Genomic DNA, 18,411 nt, shown 5'->3' with positions numbered 1-18,411 from the left:
GTCCTCAAGCGATTGGCGACCACAATTGGCCGCGTTTGGCGGCAATATCGAGCCAGACCGCCAGAATGATGATGACCCAGGTGACGATGTACTGCACATAGAACTCAAGCCCGATCAGCAATAGTCCATTTTGTATAAAGCCGAGAATGAGCACACCGATCACGGTTTTAAAAATGGTGCCAGAGCCCCCTAACAAAGAGGCGCCGCCCAAAATGACGGCGGCAAGAACTTCAAGTTCAAGGCCCTGACCCACTGTGTTTTGACTTCCAAGGCTTCGGCTGGCTTGAATAAGCCCTGCCACGGCCACGCAAAATGAGGAAATGAGGTAGCAGTAAAACACGATACGCGCGCGCGGAATGCCGGAAAAGGTGGCGGCAACCCCGTTGCCGCCAACCGCATAAACTTTTCGGCCAAATGGTGTCTTTGAGAGGAGAAGGGTTAACCCCGCCGCCAGCAACGCGAAAAGCAAAATCGGGACAGGTAGTCCTAATATCTCGCCTTGCCCGAAGATGCTGAACCATGTGCCGTCTTTGTCGGCGATGTCCATGTTTTTGCCGCCACTATAGGTCAAGGTTAGTCCATGAATGGCTGAGAGCATGCCCAGCGTTACAATGAGCGAATTTAGCTTGAGATACCCCACCAGAAATCCGATGAGCGCCCCAAGGGCCATGGTCATCGCAAACATCACGGGTATGCCCAGAATTGGGCCGATTTTATCGTGCAGGTCCAAAACAACAATGGTGGAGAAGGACATCATGGAGCCGACAGATAGATCAAGATTGCCGCTCACCACCACAAAGGTGACGCCGATGGCCATCACGCCCAGAATGGCAGATGACCGCACGACCCCAAGCACATTATCAGATGTGATAAAGCGTGGGTTTAGCACGGTGAATACAATCATGAAGATGATAAAGGCAACGAGGATGCCATGCTTGGCCAATAACTCCCCGATCACCTTCAAATTACCCTGCGCCATGGTCCCCCCTCAAAGCAAACGGTGCGGCAAATTTTGAAAGATAAGTATAGCTCAGGCACGCGTGAACACTATTCACACGTGCCTGACATAGCGTTGCCTAGAAAACAGGCTTATCGAACTCGGACATGTTGTCCTGCGTAATCTTTGGAGTGTCGAAATAGTTCAAAAGCGGCACGTCTTTGCCTTCCAACACATCAATGGCCGTTTTCAATGCAGCTTCCGCATCATCAACGGGAGACTGGTAGATTGACCCCCAATATTCGCCGCGCTCCATGGCTTCATAGCCCACAGCGAAGTTTGTGGCCCCAACGAAAATGATGTCATCGGCACGATCAGCAGCTTTGGCTGCGTTCAGGGCGCCCACACCCATATTGTCGTCACCGGAATATACACCATCAATATCATCATATTTCACCAGGAAGGCTTCCATAACCTGCTGTGATTTCTCTCGATTCCAGTCACCCGGCTGAGTTTCCATAAGCGTCACATTCGGGCAAACTTCGGGGAGACGATCTTCAAAACCAGCGGCCCGCTCAATAGCGGTTGTATAGCCGGGCTGACCAGAAATCTGGACGATCTGGGCTTCGTCTTCGATGCCCATTTCCTTGAATTTGTCGCACATAATTTCGGCTGAGCGAGAACCCTGAGTGATATTATCGGGCCCAGAGAAGGAGGCGATAAACTCAGCACCTTCTGCAGCGATGTTCGAGTTGGTTACAATCACGGGAATGCCGGCACCAAATGCCTTGCGCACAGCCGGGATAACCGCTTGTCCATTGGTTGGCCAGATAATGATGGCGTCCACTTTTTGCTGGATAAGGTCTTCCATCTGCGCGATCTGGCGGGCAACGTCGCCACCGGCATCCAACACCACAGCGTCAACTTTATCATTTGCTTCCGCCGCCGCGATAAAGGCCTTTTCATAGGTGGTTTGATAGCTGTCGACGCCCACATTATTTTGCGTGATGCCAATGGTGAAGTCAGCTGCGCTGGCAGCCCCCGCCATCGCAAACGTTGCTAAAGCTGTTGAAACGACAAGCGTTTTTTTCAAATTCATTTCTTTCCTCCCAATGAATTCCAGTGAATCGAATTCACAAACTGTTCTTGAGGTGAAAACCCAAGACACCATCCGAGATCGAATAGCTCACTCGATTGAAGCAAATAACTCACACATAAATAGTCGAAATAATATCCATGATGGATATTTTTTAGTCCAATATGGATAGAATGGGCATTTAACGGCATTCAGTTTGAACATTTTATGGAGGTGAACATGCCGAAAGGAAAACATGATGGTTCTCGACGGTCAAAAACAGCCATGGCGAACGCTTTAAGAGCGAGGCCAAAAATCATGGGGAGGAATGGCGCATCAGAACAGGCAACTTCGTCACAGCACAGGGTAGATATCCTGCAAACTGTTGAATTTCTCGACAGCTTTATGGACGAACTTGACCATGCTTTTGAGGTATACGCGCCAAATCCGTATATCAGAATGTCTTTGCATCTCATTCAAAACCACTTTTTAGGGAAGACGGTGACGCCAACATCACTGATTGGTGCGTCTGGCGTTCCCTATGCGACGGCGAACCGCCGTTTGAATGAGATGGTGGAGCGCGGTCTTGTAGACCAACGCCCGCGCACCCAGTCCGGCAAGACTTATTCCATGCATCCAAGCGACAAGCTGTTGAAATCTTGGATGCAGTTTTCCGAACGTGCAAAGCGTCTCGCTAGTCAAAGCTTTGTTGGTGCAGAAGGCGAAGAGGGAGCGGCAGACTATTACTTTGGTGGTTCATACATGGCCGCTAAATCTATCCCACCCATGAAAATTTTGCCTGAGCCATTGAAGTTGAACGGCGGATTGCGCGTATTGGTGCACGGTGACCCAACCTTCATGGTGATGGAGTCATTGAAGCGCCAATTTGAACAGGTAGTTGGCACGCCGATCCATCAAAGGGCATTTTCGATCGACCGCTTGCGAGAGGAGATTCTGCGCAATGCCGATCGCAAGGCCAGCATGTATGACATTGTGGCAGTCGACCTGCCGTGGATTGGCGAATTGGTGGAAAAAGGCGTGTTGTTGCCGCTCGATTCCGTTTTGGACCCCGCACGATTGGACCCTGCAGATTTTCACACAGCCGGCTGGTCCGCCACCCATTGGGATGGCCGTGCCTATGGTGTGCCTGCGCAAACAACGCCGGAATTGCTGTTCTATCGCAAAGATCTGTTCGCGGATGCGGGCATTGAACCGCCGGTGACGACCGATGAGGTGTTGCGGGCAGCCGCCTATTTCCATAACCCAACGCAAGGACGCTATGGCATTGCGTGGAACGCGGCCAAGGGCACCGCGCTTGGGCACACCTTTTTGATGACGTTGGCCGATTTTGGGCAACCCATACTGGACCTGCCTGAAATTGCCGGCGGGTATGATGCCTCCAAGCTTGCCAGCGAAGATTATAAGATCAGCATCAATACCGAGCGTGGGCTGGCTGCGGCGCACTATTTGCTGGAGTTGCTGAAATATTCGCCGCCAAACATTCTTTCCATGTCTTGGTTTGAAAGGGTGCGTCCCTATGCCTCCGGTGAGATCCCCATGGCCTATGGCTACACATTGCTTGCCCCATATTTCGAGCAGGATTCGACTTCACCAGCTTCAGGACAAACCGGTTATCTGCCGCACCCATCAGGCATGGGTGCGCAGCAAATTGCACCGGTGGGCGGATACGCGCTGGCGATACCAACCAATATTGCGCCAGATCGCCTGCATGCTGCAACGGAGGCGTTGATTGTTTTCACCTCGCCAGAGGCACAAAAACTCTACATCCAAAATGGCAGCCTGACCAACCCGAGATATTCGGTGGCGTCCGACCCGGAAGTGCGCCGCTCCTCAATTGTGTTTGAGGCGGTGGACGGCATGTCTTGGCGCGACGAGCTGCAATTCTGGCCGCGGCCACCCATACCGCAGATCACCGACATTATTCGCGTTTGTGGCGAAGAGCTGCACGACATGTTGCGCGGGGTCCAACCCGCCGAAATGGCGTTGCAGCGGGCACAGGAACGCGCTGAACAAATCATGCAGACTTAGGTTTCGAGGAGGAAAAAATGGACCCTAATCGTTTGAAAGGAAAGAATATTCTCATCACTGGTGCCGCTCAAGGTATGGGGGCAGCAAATGCAGAATATTTCGCAGCTCAAGGGGCAAATGTTTGCCTTGGTGATGTGAATGTTGACGGGGTCCAAGAAGTTGCTGAGCGGATTAATAACGCGGGCAACGGCGAAGCAGTTGCCGTGAAGCTTGATGTCACCAGCCGCGCGGACAATGCCGCCGCTGTGGCCAAAACCGTTGAAGCGTTTGGCTCCATCAATGTGGCCCTGATGAATGCCGGCATCAATAAGCCGCGCATGTTTATGGACATCGATGAAGAGAATTGGGACATGATCATGAATGTGAATGCCAAGGGCATGCTGTTGGGCATGCAAGAGGCAGCACGTCAGATGATCAAGCAAGGCCCAATGGAAGATCATCCTTATAAAATCATCAATGTAGGCTCGATCGTTTCTCGCACCGCATTTCTAGACGTTATTCCTTACTCTTGCTCAAAATACGCCGCTCTCGCCATGATTATTGGCGGCGCGAAAGCCCTTTGGGAGCACAAAATTACCGTGAATGGCTATGGCCCTGGCGTGGTGAAAACCGAGCTCTGGGAGCAGTTGGACAAAGATTTGGTTGAGATTGGCATGTTCGAAAAAGAAGGCCAATCCATGGATCATTTGGCGCAAACCATGATCCTGATGAAGCAATTGTCGACCCCTGACGATGTGAAAGGCACGGCGGCCTTCTTATGCTCAGATGAAAGTGACTACATGACCGGCCAGCTCATCATGATTGATGGCGGCATGATCATGCAATGACCACTCAATAGCCCCAACCAATATAGCTGCTCCGCCAGATTTCCATGCCGGATATTTGGCGAAGATGGCGCCATGAAGCGCCGGAACAAAGGACACAAAGATGAGAAATGCTCTGACACCCAACATTTTGACCCCGCAGGATTTGGACCCGAATTGGCAATGGGAAGGGCGCCTGCCAGCTTGGGGGCACACCTCAGTTGATTTTGAGCGCCGGATCGACCATGACCGTTTGCGCCGCTATCGCCTGTCGCGCACCCGCGAAGCGCTCAAAGCGTCTGATTGCGGCACGCTCTTGCTGTTTGATGTGAACAATATTCGCTATGTCAGCGCCACAAAGATTGGCGAGTGGGAACGGGACAAAATGTGCCGCTTTTGCCTGCTGACTGGCGATGATGCACCTTATGTTTGGGACTTTGGCTCAGCAGCCGTGCACCATAAGAAATTCTCTGATTGGCTGGTTCCCGACCATTGTCGGGCAGGCGTGGTTGGCATGCGCGGGACAATTCCCCCTAGCTTCGGTCTTATGAAGAAATATGCCGAAGAGATTGCCGGACTTATTCGCGACGCTGGCATGATCGATATGCCCGTGGGTGTCGACTACGCCGAAACAGCCATGTTCTATGCGCTTAAAGAGGCGGGGCTGAACGTGGTGGACGGTCAGCAAATCATGCTGAGTGCGCGGGAAATCAAAAACTGGGACGAAATCCAGTTGCTGACCCAGGCGGCCTCAATGGTCGATGGCGTTTATCACATGATCTATGAAGAGCTGAAGCCGGGCGTACGCGAGAACGATATCGTCGCCATGTCCAACAAGATGCTCTACGAAATGGGATCAGACGATGTGGAAGCCATCAACGCCATCTCCGGTGAGCGGTGCAATCCACACCCACACAACTTTACCGACAGAATGTTCCGCCCGGGCGATCAGGCCTTCTTTGATATTTTGCAAAGCTATCAAGGCTATCGCACTTGCTATTACCGCACATTCAATATCGGCAAATCAACGCCTGAACAGCGCGATGCCTATGTGAAATGTCGTGACTGGCTGGATGCAGCGATCCAAGCAATTAAGCCGGGCGTGGGCACCGATCAGGTAGCCAAGCTTTGGCCCAAGGCGGAAGAATTTGGGTTCCCCGATGAACTCTCCGCGTTCGGCTTGCAATTCGGCCATGGCTTGGGCCTCGCTCTGCATGAGCGGCCCATCATCAGCCGGGCCGTGAGCCTGGATAATCCAATGGAAATTAAAACCGGCATGGTGTTCGCACTCGAAACCTATTGCCCGGCAGCAGACGGATACTCCGCAGCACGGATCGAAGAAGAAGTGGTGGTGACAGACACGGGCTGTGAAGTGATCAGTCTGTTCCCCGCCGAAGAACTTCCGATCGCCAACCGCTATTAAGCAGGACCGCACCATGAGCAGAAATGCCAAAAAATCCAATCACGAGGCCTATGTGCGCATGTATCAGCAAATGGTGCGTATCCGGGCCTTTGAAGACAATGCAAACAAGCTATATCTGGCGGCCAAAATGCCGGGCCTGACCCATATGTATTCCGGGCAGGAAGCTGTGGCGGTGGGGATTTGTGAAGCGCTGAAAAGCACGGACAAAATCACCTCCACCCACCGCGGGCATGGCCATTGTGTCGCCAAAGGCGCGGACTTCAAGGAAATGTTCTGCGAACTTTTGGGCAAAGAAGAAGGCTATTGCCGCGGCAAGGGCGGCTCCATGCATATTGCCGATCAGGAGAATGGCAATTTGGGCGCCAATGCCATAGTGGGCGGCAGCGCTGGGATTGCAACGGGCGCGGCACTCTCTGCCAAGCATTTGGGCAAAGATGATGTGACCGTTTGCTTCTTTGGTGATGGCGCATTGGGCCAAGGCTTGCTTTACGAAGTGATGAACATGGCCGCCTTGTGGAATTTGCCGGTTATCTATGCCTGCGAAAACAATCTATATGGCGAATATACAAAAGTTGAGGAAATGGCGGCGGGCGAACTGACGGGACGCGCCAAAGCCTTTGGCATTGAAACCTTTGTGGTGAACGGCCAAGATGTGCTGGCGGTCAATAAACTGAGTGAAGAGCTTGTTGAACGGGCCCGCAAAGGTGAAGGACCATTTTTCATACAGCTCGACACCTACCGCTATCACGGCCACCATGTGGGCGACATCAACCGCGAATATTATCGCCCAAAAGACGAAGAAGAGCTTTGGAAAACCGAGCGTGATCCCATCACAAATTTCGGGGCATGGCTGCTGAAAGAAAAGGTGCTGAGCCAGCAAGAGCTTGATCAGATCCATGATGAGGTCAGTCAAGACGCCAAAGATGCGGTGGCCTATGCCGAAGCGGCGAAATATCCCGACATATCGGAGGTTGATATGCATGTTTATAAGCAAAATCCGGTGGGAGGCGCAGCATGATGCGGGAAATCACACTTTCTAAGGCCGTAAATGAGGCCATCGCCGAAGAAATGCGCCGCGACCCCGCCATCTTTTTGATGGGGGAAGACGTGGCCGAAGCCGGCACACCCTTCAAAGTGCTATCCGGTCTAGTAGAGGAGTTCGGACCAAATCGCATTTTGGACACACCGATTTCTGAACCCGGCTTTATGGGGATGGCTGTTGGCGCTGCCATGACCGGGTCGCGACCTATTGTCGATTTGATGTTTGGTGACTTTATCTTTTTGGTTATGGACCAATTGTGCAATCAGGCGGCCAAAACCCACTATATGTCTGGCGGCAAACTGAGCGTGCCGCTGGTGTTGCGCACCAATCTCGGGGCCACCCGCCGATCCGCCGCGCAACACTCACAATCATTGCATGCGCTTGTTGCTCATATTCCGGGCCTGAGGGTTGCGATGCCGTCCAGTGCCTACGAGGCAAAAGGCCTGATGAAAACAGCCATCCGCGACGAAAATCCGGTGGTCATTTTCGAAGACAAGCTGATGTATAATGATAAGGCGCCAGTGCCCGACGAGGAATATTTAATCCCGTTTGGTGAAGCAAATATTTTGCGGGAAGGGCGCGACATTACGCTGATCGGCACCTCTTCCATGGTGCAAGTGTGTGAACAGGCGGCGGAGATATTAGCGGAACAGGGCATTGAGGCCGAAGTGATTGATCCCCGCACTATTGTTCCGCTGGATGAAGACACGCTGATCAATTCCGTCAAAAAGACCTCACGTGCCATCGTGGTCGATGAGGGGCACCAAAGTTTCGGCATCACTGGTGAAATCGCCAGCCGCTTGAACGAGAAGGCGTTTTACCATTTGGATGCACCAGTGCAGCGCCTTGGCGCAATGGATGTGCCCGTGCCGTTTTCACCCGCATTGGAAGACATCACCGTGCCAACTCCCGAGCGCGTGGTTGAGCAGGCATTGAAAGCCATTAAAGGAGAATTGTTCCATGGCGCATGAAGTGATTATGCCCGCTTTGGGCATGGCGCAGGATACAGGTCTGATCGTGTCTTGGCTCAAGAACGAAGGCGATAAAATCAGCGCTGGCGATGCCATTATGGAAGTGGAAACCGACAAGGCGACCATGGAAGTGGAGGCAGAAGCCTCTGGCTTTTTGACCAATGTCCGCGCGAAAGCTGGCGAAGACGTGCCTGTTGGCGATGTCGTGGCCTATATCTCTGAAAGTGCCGATGAAGTGGTGGAAGGTGGCGAAAAGCCGAAAGCTGCTGCGGCAAAAGACGAGCCAGCCCCGGCTGAAGAAGCACCCAAAGCGCAAGCTGAACCGGCCAAGCCTGAACCAGCGCCAGCCAAAGAAGTCAGCGTCACGCCGGCAAATACAGGCGACAAAATCTTGGCATCGCCAAAGGCCAAAAAGCTGGCATTTGAAGAGGGGCTTGATATCGCACAATTGGCGGCAAAGGGCGTGCCGCAGCCTTATCACGTGAAAGATCTGGAGCAATTGCGTGGCGCGCAAGGCGTTGGCACCAGCACGGTGTCGGGCCCACAAACTTTCCATATTGGTGCCTCCGTGCCGCGCAAGAAGTTGGACGCATTTAAGGATTGGTTCAAGACCGACCACCAGACTAAAATTGAGAATAGATCGATCTGGCTTGGCTTTGCCACCAGCGCTTTCCGGGCGGTTCTTGAAGCCACAGAGAAAGATGTTTGCGTGCTGTCGAGCGAAGCTGGCGGCTATCTCTCATATCTAAATGCGGACCGTCGAAAATTGGTGGAGATCGCGCCAAGCGAAAGCAACGCAGCACCGAACTTCATTCTGCGCGATCTGACAGAGACCGCTATCGACATGGTGCAGGCTAGCGCTGCTGTTTGTCCAACGCTCTCTATTGCACGGTCAAAAAAGGCGTTTGTGGTGTCGCTTGCTTATCAATCAGACCAGCTAAGCGACGATCAGGCCCTTCAATTTGTGGCAGAGTTCACAGCGCGCTTGAATGAGCCATTGCGGCACTTGCTCTAAGGAATACAAAATGGACCACACAAATCTATATATCAATGGCGAATGGGTTGAAGGCGCAGCAGGGGAGCGGTTTGAGGTTGTCAATCCGGCAACCGAAGACGCGCTGGCCAGTGTGGCCTCTGCCGAAACAGCTGATGCGGACGCGGCGTTGGATGCGGCAGCGCAGGCCATGCCGATTTGGAACCAGAAAACACCGCGCGAACGCGCCGAAATCTTGCGCAAAGCCTGGGAACTTATGACCGAGCGGCTGGATCATTTCGCACGCTTGATTACGTTGGAGAACGGAAAAGCCGGCAATGATGCGCGGGGCGAGGCCACTTATGCGGCCGAGTTTTTCCGCTGGTTTTCCGAAGAGTCGGTGCGCACCGATGGGTTGATCACCCATGCGCCCGCCTCAGGCGCGCGCATTTTGGTGCAGCACAAACCAGCAGGCATTGCCGTGTTGGTAACGCCTTGGAATTACCCGGCGGCCATGGGGACACGCAAAATCGCGCCGGCATTGGCTGCAGGTTGCCCGGTGATTATCAAGCCCGCATCCGAAACGCCATTGACCATGTTGGCGCTAATGCCGTTGCTGGAAGAAGCGGGCGTGCCCAAAGGCATGGTGAATGTGTTGCCCACCAAGAAAACACGCGAAGTGGTAGAGCATATGCTGCACGATCCACGTGTCCGCGTGATTTCGTTCACCGGGTCAACCGGCGTAGGGCGTAAATTGTTGAAGAGTGCGGCGGACCAAATCCTGAAACCTGCGATGGAGCTGGGCGGCAACGCGCCGCTGATCGTTTTTGATGATGCTGACATCGACAAAGCGGTTGAAGGGGCCATGTTGGCCAAAATGCGCAATCTGGGCGAAGCCTGCACGGCGGCGAACCGCTTTTATGTGCATGAAAAAGTGGAGCGTGCATTTGTAGAGAAATTCTCCGCGGCCATGGGCGCGCTCAAAATGGGCAACGGGCTAAATGAAAGCGTGGATGTGGGGCCATTGGTCAATGCAGACACCCGCGATAAAGTCGCCGCCTTTGTTGAAGATGCGGTGGCCAAGGGCGCTAAGATCGAAATTGGTGGGCACGTGCCAAATGAAAAGGGCTATTTTTATCCACCAACCGTCATGACCAACGTGTCCGAAACCGCAGATTGTGTGCATGACGAGATTTTTGGCCCTGTCGCTGCCATTCAGACCTTTACAGATCAGGACGATGTTATTCGGCGCGCCAATGATACGGAATATGGGCTCGTGGCCTATGTGTTTTCCGAGGATATGAAACGTGCCATGCAAGTCTGTGAACGGTTGGAATATGGCATGGTCGGCCTGAACAGGGGGCTTGTGTCAGACCCGGCAGCTCCCTTTGGCGGGGTAAAACAATCTGGTCTGGGCCGTGAAGGTGGACATGAAGGAATCCTTGAATTTATGGAAACCCAATATATCTCAGCGGAATGGTGATATGAGCTTTGTGGCAAGTCCATCGGTCCGCTCCTATGCGGGCAAACACGGCGTCGATTTGGATCAACTGGCCCGCCAAACGGGCCGCGAATTGATCGGCCGTGAAGATGTGGACAATTATTTGCGGGGCAGCGGTGGCACGCCTGCCGCTGCGGCCGCAAATGCCAGCCACGCCCAATATTGGGACGTGGATCACAGCGAATATGGTGAAGTGACTGCAGAGACCATGTCGCGCTTCGCACAAGTATCGGCGCAAAATTTGGCCGCTGCCAACGCAATGATCCCGCAAGTCACCCATCATGAAGAGGCCGATATTGGCGAAATCGAAGCGTTTCGTGCTGACTTGAAGTCGGAACTGGTGGCCAAGGGCGTGAAACTCACAACACTGGCGTTTCACCTCAAAGCATTGGCCCAATCACTAAAGGCCTTTCCCCGCTTTAATGCCTCCTTGTCGTCTGACGGCAAAACCCTTTACCTCAAGCAATATGTACATATTGGTGTGGCCGTGGACACGCCCCATGGCTTGATGGTGCCGGTGATCCGCGACGTGGACAAAAAAGGGCTGTTGCAGGTTGGCGCGGAAATCAACGATGTGGCCAAACGCGCACAACAGCGCAAAGTCCGCCTCGAAGAAATGGGCGGCGCGTCCATCACCATTTCCAATCTGGGCGGCATTGGCGGCGTCGGCTTCACGCCAATTGTAAATCCGCCACAAGTTGCGATATTGGGCATTAGCCGCACCACAACCAAACCCAAATGGGACGGAAAAAACTGGCAGCCCAGCCAAATGGTGCCATTAGATTTGAGCTATGATCATCGCGTGATCAATGGTGCCGATGCTGCCCGCTTCATGGTGCATTTCGGAGCTCTTTTGGAAACGCCGAAAAAGCTGATTTAGCCAAATTGTGAACGCTTGAGCATTTGTGAGAGCCGCGCAAAGCGGCTCCACATTTAAGTTCAGGGGCGAGGTCCCAATTCGATATTGATCCCGGGTGCGCGGTGTGCAAGGTCCGTGATTGAATCGTGAAGCACCTGCACTGCATAGTGAGGATTGTGGGCATAGGCTCCCTTATCCATTGTGACAAACTGATAGTTGTAAGCCGCACGCAGCAAGGCTGGTGTCCACGCATTATAGCGGTTGGCATAGGTCAGTTCGGTGTCTGCGATAAAGAAGTAGGGATAGCGGCTGGCGTAGGTGATTGGCGTTTCTGTTCGTTCGGCGGCGTAGGTCTCTATCGCCAACAGCAGTTTCGCCTTCAAACTTGAAATCTCGCTATAAATACCAGTGGTTACGTCGCCATCGCCATCAAAGTCGGTTTTTGACGTGCGGATGGTGCGAAGTGTCTCCCCTTCATGGCAAGACGTGCAACTTAGCTCTTTCACCTGAGTGCTGTGCGGATCATGACAGTCAATACAGCTGGAAAACGCGTCAACATGGGCGAACTGTCCAGAATAATCCTGTCCCGGATATTCATATCCCCCCTTTACCTGGCTGCCAAAAAGGGTCGCTGCAGCAACGGCATAGTGCGGGTTCACAAAGGCCAGTTCGACATTGACTTCGTCGTCGACCATGTTGGCGGTCTGTTGGTCGACGCTGTTGCCCGCCGCGCGTCCTTGGTGACAAGTGAGACAGGTGGCCGTGCCACGCGGTGGTGTGATCTCAGCCCCTGAAGGAAAGCGGATGGTGGCAATCTCTTTGATGCCGTCCTCGTGACAGGTGGCACAATCTACCACCCCGCCTGTAGCGATGGGCTGATCAACACCCCCCGGCGTTGACCCATCAAGGCCATGAAAGGCGCGAAAGCCTTCACCTGAATGACAGGCTGCACAATTGACGGGTATTTCCCCTTCGTCATTCCAATGGGTGAAGGCGGAGGATTGTGAATTGCCGTGACCAGATTTCTGCCAAAGCTCAATAAGCGATGGTTCGGGCGCTTTCTCCTGCGCCTGCGCAGCGGCTATCGGTAAAAAAGCCAATGCCACCAATATGGCGGCAGCTATACTCCGTTTCATCAGTAATCTCCTCCCGTGCGTCGATGCGGTTGTGTGCAGGTCTTTGGGGTGCGAGCAGGTAAAACCATTAAAATTCAAGAAAAATGTTCTGCATCCAGACAAAGTATGGCCCCGGCGGCAGAAATCTACTCCAAAAATATACTCCATGGGTGGGTCTGCACCATTGACTTAGATCAACGACCAATCCCGCCAAAAAGCGCAAAATCTACGACGATCAGGGGGTCGGACATTGGGCACCATTGGCTGTGTCCAATTGTGTGAGATTTGCTCAGCGCAGTGGGCGGACATCCATTTAGCCAGGCAAATGCGAGCAGATATTTTTGAGAGAAACAAACGCATGAACAATGGCATGAAAATAAGGGTGCGCGGGGGGCTGCCGTTGCCGCCGGTTGGGTCGCCGGTGAACGGGACAACCGAAGTCGCAACGACGGAACGGGTCGCGTTGTTGGGCGCGGACTATCCCGGCATGCGGGCGCGAATCCTGGTGGATCAAGGTGATATTGTAGAAGCGGGCGCTCCGCTTTTTGAGGATCGGGGCAAACCAGGCCTGCGCGGTACAGCACCGGTCAGCGGCAAAGTTTTACAGATCAATATGGGTGCGAAGCGGCGTCTGTCGTCCATTGTGCTGGCCGCCAACAATGAGGCGCCACTGAGATTTGATGTTTCACGGGCGAACAGTAACGATGGCGTGCGGGCATTGATGCAAGAAACCGGGCTTTGGACCAGTTTTCGCACCCGCCCTTTTGATCGAGTGCCGTCGATCGAGGGCAAGGCTGCAGCGATTTTTGTGACGGCAACGGACACCTACCCAAACGCACCCAATCCCCGCCATGTGCTGGCGGGTCAGGAAAATATCTTTACCCGCGGCTTGGCTGCGCTCAAGCATTTGACGCAGGGCAAGCTCTATTTGTGTCAAAATGCTGGTGCAGCCTTGGCAGAAGCTGACCCGCAGATCGTGATTGTGAACGTCTCGGGTCATCATCCTGCAGGGTTGGTGGGCACCCACATCAATCGGCTGCATCCGCCCACGCGGCAGGGGCCGGTCTGGCACATTGGCTATCAGGATGTGTTGGCACTGGGTAAAGTGTTGACAGAAGGTCATTTGATTTCCGTCCGGACCATCACGCTCACCGGAGAGGGATTAAGGCAACCGCGCCAATTGCAGGTGCCGATGGGGGCGGATTTACACGCGCTCGCGCGGCGCGAAATGACACCAGGGCAAAAACGCATTCTTTCCGGCCCCGTTATTGTCGGCCGCGAATGTCAGTTTTTGACGCGTTACCATTTGCAAGCGACGGTGCTAAACGCAAAAGCTGTGGCGCCGCGTCACTGGTTTTTTGCGGCGTTGCGGGCCGCTGCGGTGCCGGAAGCGTTTGTCCCCACTGAAGCGTTGGAGCGAGCGTTGGGGCCAAAGCTACATGTGGTGCCCCTTTTGCGCGCTTTGAGCATTGGCGATGCCGAGACAGCTGCTCGGCTTGGCTGCCTTCAACTTGCCGAGGAAGATTTGGCGTTGGCCACCTACGTCACAGGTGGTGAAATTGATTTTGGAATGCGCCTCCGTTCTGTCCTAGATGTGCTGGAGGCTTCGTGAACGTGGGCATTTGGCATCGAAATATGGTGGCATGGCTGCTGGTGGCGGCTCTTTTGCCCGCTGCCGCCGCCGTTTTGGTGGAACAGGGGGGAATTGCGGCCGCGCGCTTTGGCGTGGCGCTGGCCACCCTTTTGTTCTGGCAAGGCGTTTTTATGATTGTGCGGGCGCAGCCATTCTCCCCCATTGCTTTGGTGACGGCTTTTGCCGTTTCGCTCCTGGCATCCGGCACCACCGAGTTGTGGCAGATCGTGCTGGCGGCCAGTTTTGGGGCTGTTATTGGCGAGCAGATATTTGGTGGTTGGGGCCGTAACTTTATCCCCGCGGGCGTTGTCGCACCCGCCTTCTTATATTTCGCGTTTCCCGAGGTGTCTCATGCGGGCACCGGCGCGCTGGTGACACTGGCCCTTGCGCCGGGTGCATTGATCTTGCTGGTCACCGGCATTTTGTCTTGGCGGGTGCTGGTCGGCGCGCTGATCGGGCTTGTTTTGTTGACAATGGTGTTTGGGCACGCGCCTGCGGCACCCTTTATGCAGGGCAGTCTCATTTTTGGGTTGATCTTTTTGGTGGGGGATCCGGTGTGCGCCGCCAGCACCCGGGGTGGAGGCTGGCTTTATGGTGCCTTGGCGGGCGGGCTGATTGCCTTGCTCGGCTGGGCGGATGTGGGGATTGGCGCGCCGCAGGCGGTGGTATTTGCCGCGTTGTTGGCCGCCATCTTCGCCCCGCTGATCGATGCCGGAATTATCGCCATGACCACAAAGCAATGGAGCCCACATAATGCCTGATCTCAATCCAATTTCATGGTGGTTGAAATTGCTGGCCTTGCCCAATGAAAGCCGCACCAAAACTCTTGCGGTGGCGTTTCTTGTTTCAGGCGTATGTGCGCTGGTGGTATCTAGTGCTGCGGTCATTCTAGAACCCTTGCAGGAGGCAAACCGTGCCGCCGAACGGCAAGCACGGCTGGAGGCCATGATGGCAGCCATGCCGGGCATGGCAGATATCCTGTCCGAATCCGGTGCTGATCGTCTGGAAAGCGTGGTGGTTGATCTCAATAAAACCGCGGTAACAGATATTGATCCCGCGGGATTTGATATGCGCGCCGCCGCAACGGATCCTGAAACGTCTACACCGATTCCGCCAGAGGCGGATGTGGCCGGATTGGGACGGCGGACAAATTATGCCGTGGTCCATATTTTGCGTAGTGGCGACGCGTTGCGGTTGGTCATTCTGCCTATCTCGGCGGCAGGCTATCAGTCCACAATCCATGCTAACCTCGCCCTCCAAGGAGACCTTAACACCGTTGCCGGTCTATCCATTGTTGAGCAGGGAGAAACGCCCGGGCTTGGCGCGCGGATAGAAGAACCGGCCTGGCAGGCCCTTTGGCCGGGTAAAAAATTGGCCAATGCGGAAGGGGAGATCCGTCTCTCGGTGGTGCGCGGTCGGGCGACAAATGAATATGAGGTTGATGGAATCACTGGTGCCACCCGCACCGGCAATGCGGTGACTGAGGCGGTTCAGTTCTGGCTGGGCGACTTTGGCTATGGCCCGCTTTTGGATAAACTGCGCGCAGGAGCGCTTGACCAATGAGGGCACTCCGACATCTTTACAGCCCAATTATTGACCAAAATCCGATTACCTTGCAGATCCTTGGCATTTGTTCGGCTCTGGCTGTCACCACGTCGATGACCACATCTGCGGTCATGGCGGTTGCGCTAATCGCTGTTCTGGTGATCTCCAGTCTGGTGATCAGCGCCATTCGGCGTCATATCCCCAACACGATCCGACTGATTGTGCAGATCACCATTATTGCCTCACTGGTGATTGTTGCAGATCAGCTTATTCAGGCCTTTGCATTTAACGTTAGCCAGCGTCTGTCCATTTTTGTGGGGCTAATTGTCACCAACTGTCTCGTGCTTGGCCGGGCCGAAGCCTTTGCCATGCAGAACCCACCAGGCCCCGCCCTTCTTGACGCGTTGGGCAATGGGCTGGGCTATAGCCTGATCTTGTTAATTGTGGGCTTCATCCGGGAGCTTTTGGGCGCGGGAACCTTGTTCGGCTTCACGGTCTTTGTCTCGATTTATGATGGCGGTTGGTTCACGCCCCTCAATTTTATGTTGCTGGCTCCAAGTGCCTTTTTCATTCTCGGCTTGTTGATTTGGGGCATCCGCACCTTCCGGCCCGCACAAATAGAACCGCCTGACTATAAGATCACAATCGACCCCAACAGGAGAGCGCCATGATTGACTTGCTGCTGCGCTCCATCTTTGCCGACAATTTGATCCTTAGTTTCTTTCTCGGCGTTTGTACCTTTCTTGCCGTCTCCAAGCGGTTGGACACTGCCGCCGGGCTGGGCATTGCTCTAATCGTCGTGCAAACAATCACAGTGCCGCTCAACCATCTCATCTTGGCCCATCTTTTGGCACCCGGCGCTTGGAACTGGCTGGGCCTTGGCGATGTAGACCTGACCTTTTTGAGCCTGATTGCCTTTATCGGTGTGATTGCTGCCACCGTTCAAATACTTGAGTTGGTTCTGGATCGCTTCGTCCCGCGCCTTTATCGAGCACTTGGCATCTATCTGCCGCTGATCACGGTCAATTGTGCCATTCTTGGCGGCAGCCTGTTTATGGCAGAGCGTGACCATAGCCTTGGGGAGAGCGTTATATTCGGCTTTGGCGGGGGTATTGGTTGGGCCTTGGCGATCATGGGCCTTGCCGCCATTCGCGAACGGTTGAACTATGCCGATGTGCCAGCCGGGCTTCGCGGCCTTGGCATGGCCTTTGTTGTGACCGGTCTGATGTCTATGGGCTTCACCGCGTTTGCCGGGGTACGGCTATGACCGAGATTGTGATGGGCACATTGTTGATTGTGGTGCTGGTTCTTTTCCTTTGCATTGTGGTGATTGCTGTTCGGGCTTTGCTGGTACCTGCATTACCGGTCGAGATCTCGGTGAACGGGTCTTTGAACGTGTCGGGCACGACAGGTCAGAAACTGCTCAGTTTGCTTAATCAGGCCGATATTCCAGTGCCTTCTGCCTGTGCCGGAGCGGGGACATGCGGGCTGTGCAAGGTCAAGGTCACCAAAGGTGGTGATGCCCCTTTACCCACCGAGCTGGCGCGCCTGTCGCGTGCCGATCTGGGGGAGGGGCAGCGGCTGGCCTGTCAGCTTGTCGTGCGCGCGCCACTATCACTGGTCTTACCCGAAGATATTTTGACCGCCGAAAGCTGGACAGCCCGCGTGGTGTCAAACCGAATGCTGGCACCTTTGATCAAAGAACTGGTGCTCGAGGTGCCCTCCGGCATGGATTTTGATTTCCGTGCCGGGGCCTACATGCAACTGGAAGCACCACCCTACAAGCTGGACTTTTCCAGCCTCACGGTGGACCAACCGCATGAAAAGGTGTGGCACGCCATGGGATGGCGGCAGCTCGTCGCCCGCAATGAAGTGATCACCCGTCGCGCCTATTCGATTGCCACCCGTCCAAAGGACCGGGGCAAAATTGTATTTAACATCCGCTTGGCCGTGCCGCCCCCGGGCAGCGACACACATATTCCGCCGGGCATTGTGTCGTCTTACCTGTTCAATCTTGCGCCAGGCGACAGCATCAAGGTTTCTGGGCCGTTCGGAGATTTCGGGGTGCAAAACACGGATCGGGAAATGGTGTTTATTGGTGGTGGTGTGGGTATGGCGCCTCTGCGCGCTATGATCCATGAGCAGTTGGCGGCAGGGACGGCACGCAAAATCTCGTTCTGGTATGGTGCCCGCAGTGGCACCGACATCTTCTACGCTGATGAGTTTGATCAACTTGCAGCTGAATATAGAAACTTCTCGTGGACTCTGGCCCTGTCGGAACCCATGCCTGACGATCAGTGGACGGGCGCATGCGGTTTTATTCACGAGGTGGTTTTTCGCCACTATCTGGCAACCCATCCGGCACCGGAAGACTGCGAATTCTACTTGTGTGGCCCACCTCTCATGATCCAGACGGTCTTGGCCATGCTGGATAGTTGTGGGGTGGAGCCCGCGGCCATTTTTAACGATGATTTTGGAATATGAT

The 18,411-nt window shown here is 54.3% G+C and carries 17 protein-coding genes; 14 read left to right on the top strand and 3 right to left on the bottom strand.

The window, feature by feature from the left end:
• Positions 1 to 4 precede the first annotated feature (4 nt).
• Both L1I42_RS07785 and L1I42_RS07780 read right to left on the bottom strand, forming a co-directional pair.
• Positions 5 to 979, bottom strand: coding sequence for an ABC transporter permease (locus tag L1I42_RS07785; protein WP_236113909.1), 975 nt, complete (start codon positions 977 to 979; stop codon positions 5 to 7).
• Between the two features lie 97 nt (positions 980 to 1,076).
• On the bottom strand, positions 1,077 to 2,036 hold the full coding sequence (locus L1I42_RS07780) for a sugar ABC transporter substrate-binding protein (protein WP_236113908.1): 960 nt from the start codon (positions 2,034 to 2,036) through the stop codon (positions 1,077 to 1,079).
• A 477-nt stretch (positions 2,037 to 2,513) separates the two neighbouring features.
• On the opposite strand from L1I42_RS07780, the gene L1I42_RS07775 reads away from it, so the two are divergent.
• The 8 genes from L1I42_RS07775 (at position 2,514) to L1I42_RS07740 (ending at position 11,654) form a co-directional block, all read left to right on the top strand.
• Positions 2,514 to 4,061, top strand: coding sequence for an extracellular solute-binding protein (locus tag L1I42_RS07775; protein WP_236113907.1), 1,548 nt, complete (start codon positions 2,514 to 2,516; stop codon positions 4,059 to 4,061).
• A 17-nt stretch (positions 4,062 to 4,078) separates the two neighbouring features.
• Positions 4,079 to 4,888: an SDR family NAD(P)-dependent oxidoreductase gene (locus L1I42_RS07770; RefSeq protein WP_236113906.1), complete on the top strand. Its 810-nt coding sequence runs from the start codon at positions 4,079 to 4,081 to the stop codon at positions 4,886 to 4,888.
• A 100-nt stretch (positions 4,889 to 4,988) separates the two neighbouring features.
• Positions 4,989 to 6,287, top strand: a complete 1,299-nt coding sequence (locus L1I42_RS07765; RefSeq protein ID WP_236113905.1) for a M24 family metallopeptidase — start codon at positions 4,989 to 4,991, stop codon at positions 6,285 to 6,287.
• 13 nt (positions 6,288 to 6,300) lie between these two features.
• On the top strand, positions 6,301 to 7,305 hold the full coding sequence (locus L1I42_RS07760) for a thiamine pyrophosphate-dependent dehydrogenase E1 component subunit alpha (protein WP_236113904.1): 1,005 nt from the start codon (positions 6,301 to 6,303) through the stop codon (positions 7,303 to 7,305).
• A complete protein-coding gene (locus L1I42_RS07755) occupies positions 7,302 to 8,300 on the top strand; it encodes an alpha-ketoacid dehydrogenase subunit beta (RefSeq protein WP_236113903.1) in 999 nt (332 codons plus the stop codon). Before L1I42_RS07760 ends, L1I42_RS07755 begins: the two co-directional genes overlap by 4 nt.
• Positions 8,290 to 9,315 carry a biotin/lipoyl-containing protein gene (locus L1I42_RS07750; RefSeq protein WP_236113902.1) on the top strand — a complete coding sequence of 342 codons (1,026 nt, stop codon included), beginning with the start codon at positions 8,290 to 8,292 and terminating at the stop codon, positions 9,313 to 9,315. The genes L1I42_RS07755 and L1I42_RS07750 overlap by 11 nt, the downstream gene beginning before the upstream one ends.
• Before the next feature lie 10 nt (positions 9,316 to 9,325).
• Entirely contained in the window at positions 9,326 to 10,756 is a 1,431-nt protein-coding gene (locus L1I42_RS07745; RefSeq protein ID WP_236113901.1) for an NAD-dependent succinate-semialdehyde dehydrogenase, read from the top strand.
• Between the two features lies 1 nt (position 10,757).
• Positions 10,758 to 11,654, top strand: coding sequence for a 2-oxo acid dehydrogenase subunit E2 (locus tag L1I42_RS07740; RefSeq protein WP_236113900.1), 897 nt, complete (start codon positions 10,758 to 10,760; stop codon positions 11,652 to 11,654).
• A 59-nt stretch (positions 11,655 to 11,713) separates the two neighbouring features.
• Here L1I42_RS07740 and L1I42_RS07735 read toward each other — a convergent pair whose 3' ends face one another.
• Positions 11,714 to 12,769, bottom strand: a complete 1,056-nt coding sequence (locus L1I42_RS07735; RefSeq protein ID WP_236113899.1) for a cytochrome c3 family protein — start codon at positions 12,767 to 12,769, stop codon at positions 11,714 to 11,716.
• 337 nt (positions 12,770 to 13,106) lie between these two features.
• Between L1I42_RS07735 and L1I42_RS07730 the strand changes: the two genes are divergently transcribed.
• From L1I42_RS07730 to nqrF, 6 genes are read left to right on the top strand one after another with little or no spacing between them, the layout of a single operon-like run.
• A complete protein-coding gene (locus tag L1I42_RS07730) occupies positions 13,107 to 14,360 on the top strand; it encodes a Na(+)-translocating NADH-quinone reductase subunit A (protein ID WP_236113898.1) in 1,254 nt (417 codons plus the stop codon).
• Positions 14,357 to 15,142 carry an RnfABCDGE type electron transport complex subunit D gene (locus tag L1I42_RS07725; RefSeq protein WP_236113897.1) on the top strand — a complete coding sequence of 262 codons (786 nt, stop codon included), beginning with the start codon at positions 14,357 to 14,359 and terminating at the stop codon, positions 15,140 to 15,142. Before L1I42_RS07730 ends, L1I42_RS07725 begins: the two co-directional genes overlap by 4 nt.
• A complete protein-coding gene (gene nqrC, locus L1I42_RS07720) occupies positions 15,135 to 15,944 on the top strand; it encodes an NADH:ubiquinone reductase (Na(+)-transporting) subunit C (protein WP_236113896.1) in 810 nt (269 codons plus the stop codon). Before L1I42_RS07725 ends, nqrC begins: the two co-directional genes overlap by 8 nt.
• A complete protein-coding gene (locus L1I42_RS07715; RefSeq protein WP_236113895.1) occupies positions 15,941 to 16,597 on the top strand; it encodes an NADH:ubiquinone reductase (Na(+)-transporting) subunit D in 657 nt (218 codons plus the stop codon). Before nqrC ends, L1I42_RS07715 begins: the two co-directional genes overlap by 4 nt.
• Entirely contained in the window at positions 16,594 to 17,193 is a 600-nt protein-coding gene (nqrE, locus tag L1I42_RS07710) for an NADH:ubiquinone reductase (Na(+)-transporting) subunit E (RefSeq protein ID WP_236113894.1), read from the top strand. Before L1I42_RS07715 ends, nqrE begins: the two co-directional genes overlap by 4 nt.
• Positions 17,190 to 18,410, top strand: coding sequence for an NADH:ubiquinone reductase (Na(+)-transporting) subunit F (nqrF, locus tag L1I42_RS07705; protein WP_236113893.1), 1,221 nt, complete (start codon positions 17,190 to 17,192; stop codon positions 18,408 to 18,410). The genes nqrE and nqrF overlap by 4 nt, the downstream gene beginning before the upstream one ends.
• Position 18,411 lies beyond the last annotated feature (1 nt).

Source organism: Maritalea mediterranea (assembly GCF_021568695.1).
In the GTDB taxonomy this organism is placed as follows: domain Bacteria; phylum Pseudomonadota; class Alphaproteobacteria; order Rhizobiales; family Devosiaceae; genus Maritalea; species Maritalea mediterranea.
This window is presented reverse-complemented; position numbering and strand designations above follow the sequence as displayed.

Coding starts and splice junctions, on each gene's coding strand:
- L1I42_RS07785 (WP_236113909.1), bottom strand. CDS start 979: ATGGCGCAGGGTAATTTGAAGGTGATCGGGGAGTTATTGGCCAAGCAT.
- L1I42_RS07780 (WP_236113908.1), bottom strand. CDS start 2,036: ATGAATTTGAAAAAAACGCTTGTCGTTTCAACAGCTTTAGCAACGTTT.
- L1I42_RS07770 (WP_236113906.1), top strand. CDS start 4,079: ATGGACCCTAATCGTTTGAAAGGAAAGAATATTCTCATCACTGGTGCC.
- L1I42_RS07765 (WP_236113905.1), top strand. CDS start 4,989: ATGAGAAATGCTCTGACACCCAACATTTTGACCCCGCAGGATTTGGAC.
- L1I42_RS07760 (WP_236113904.1), top strand. CDS start 6,301: ATGAGCAGAAATGCCAAAAAATCCAATCACGAGGCCTATGTGCGCATG.
- L1I42_RS07755 (WP_236113903.1), top strand. CDS start 7,302: ATGATGCGGGAAATCACACTTTCTAAGGCCGTAAATGAGGCCATCGCC.
- L1I42_RS07750 (WP_236113902.1), top strand. CDS start 8,290: ATGGCGCATGAAGTGATTATGCCCGCTTTGGGCATGGCGCAGGATACA.
- L1I42_RS07745 (WP_236113901.1), top strand. CDS start 9,326: ATGGACCACACAAATCTATATATCAATGGCGAATGGGTTGAAGGCGCA.
- L1I42_RS07740 (WP_236113900.1), top strand. CDS start 10,758: ATGAGCTTTGTGGCAAGTCCATCGGTCCGCTCCTATGCGGGCAAACAC.
- L1I42_RS07735 (WP_236113899.1), bottom strand. CDS start 12,769: ATGAAACGGAGTATAGCTGCCGCCATATTGGTGGCATTGGCTTTTTTA.
- L1I42_RS07730 (WP_236113898.1), top strand. CDS start 13,107: ATGAACAATGGCATGAAAATAAGGGTGCGCGGGGGGCTGCCGTTGCCG.
- nqrC (WP_236113896.1), top strand. CDS start 15,135: ATGCCTGATCTCAATCCAATTTCATGGTGGTTGAAATTGCTGGCCTTG.
- L1I42_RS07715 (WP_236113895.1), top strand. CDS start 15,941: ATGAGGGCACTCCGACATCTTTACAGCCCAATTATTGACCAAAATCCG.
- nqrE (WP_236113894.1), top strand. CDS start 16,594: ATGATTGACTTGCTGCTGCGCTCCATCTTTGCCGACAATTTGATCCTT.
- nqrF (WP_236113893.1), top strand. CDS start 17,190: ATGACCGAGATTGTGATGGGCACATTGTTGATTGTGGTGCTGGTTCTT.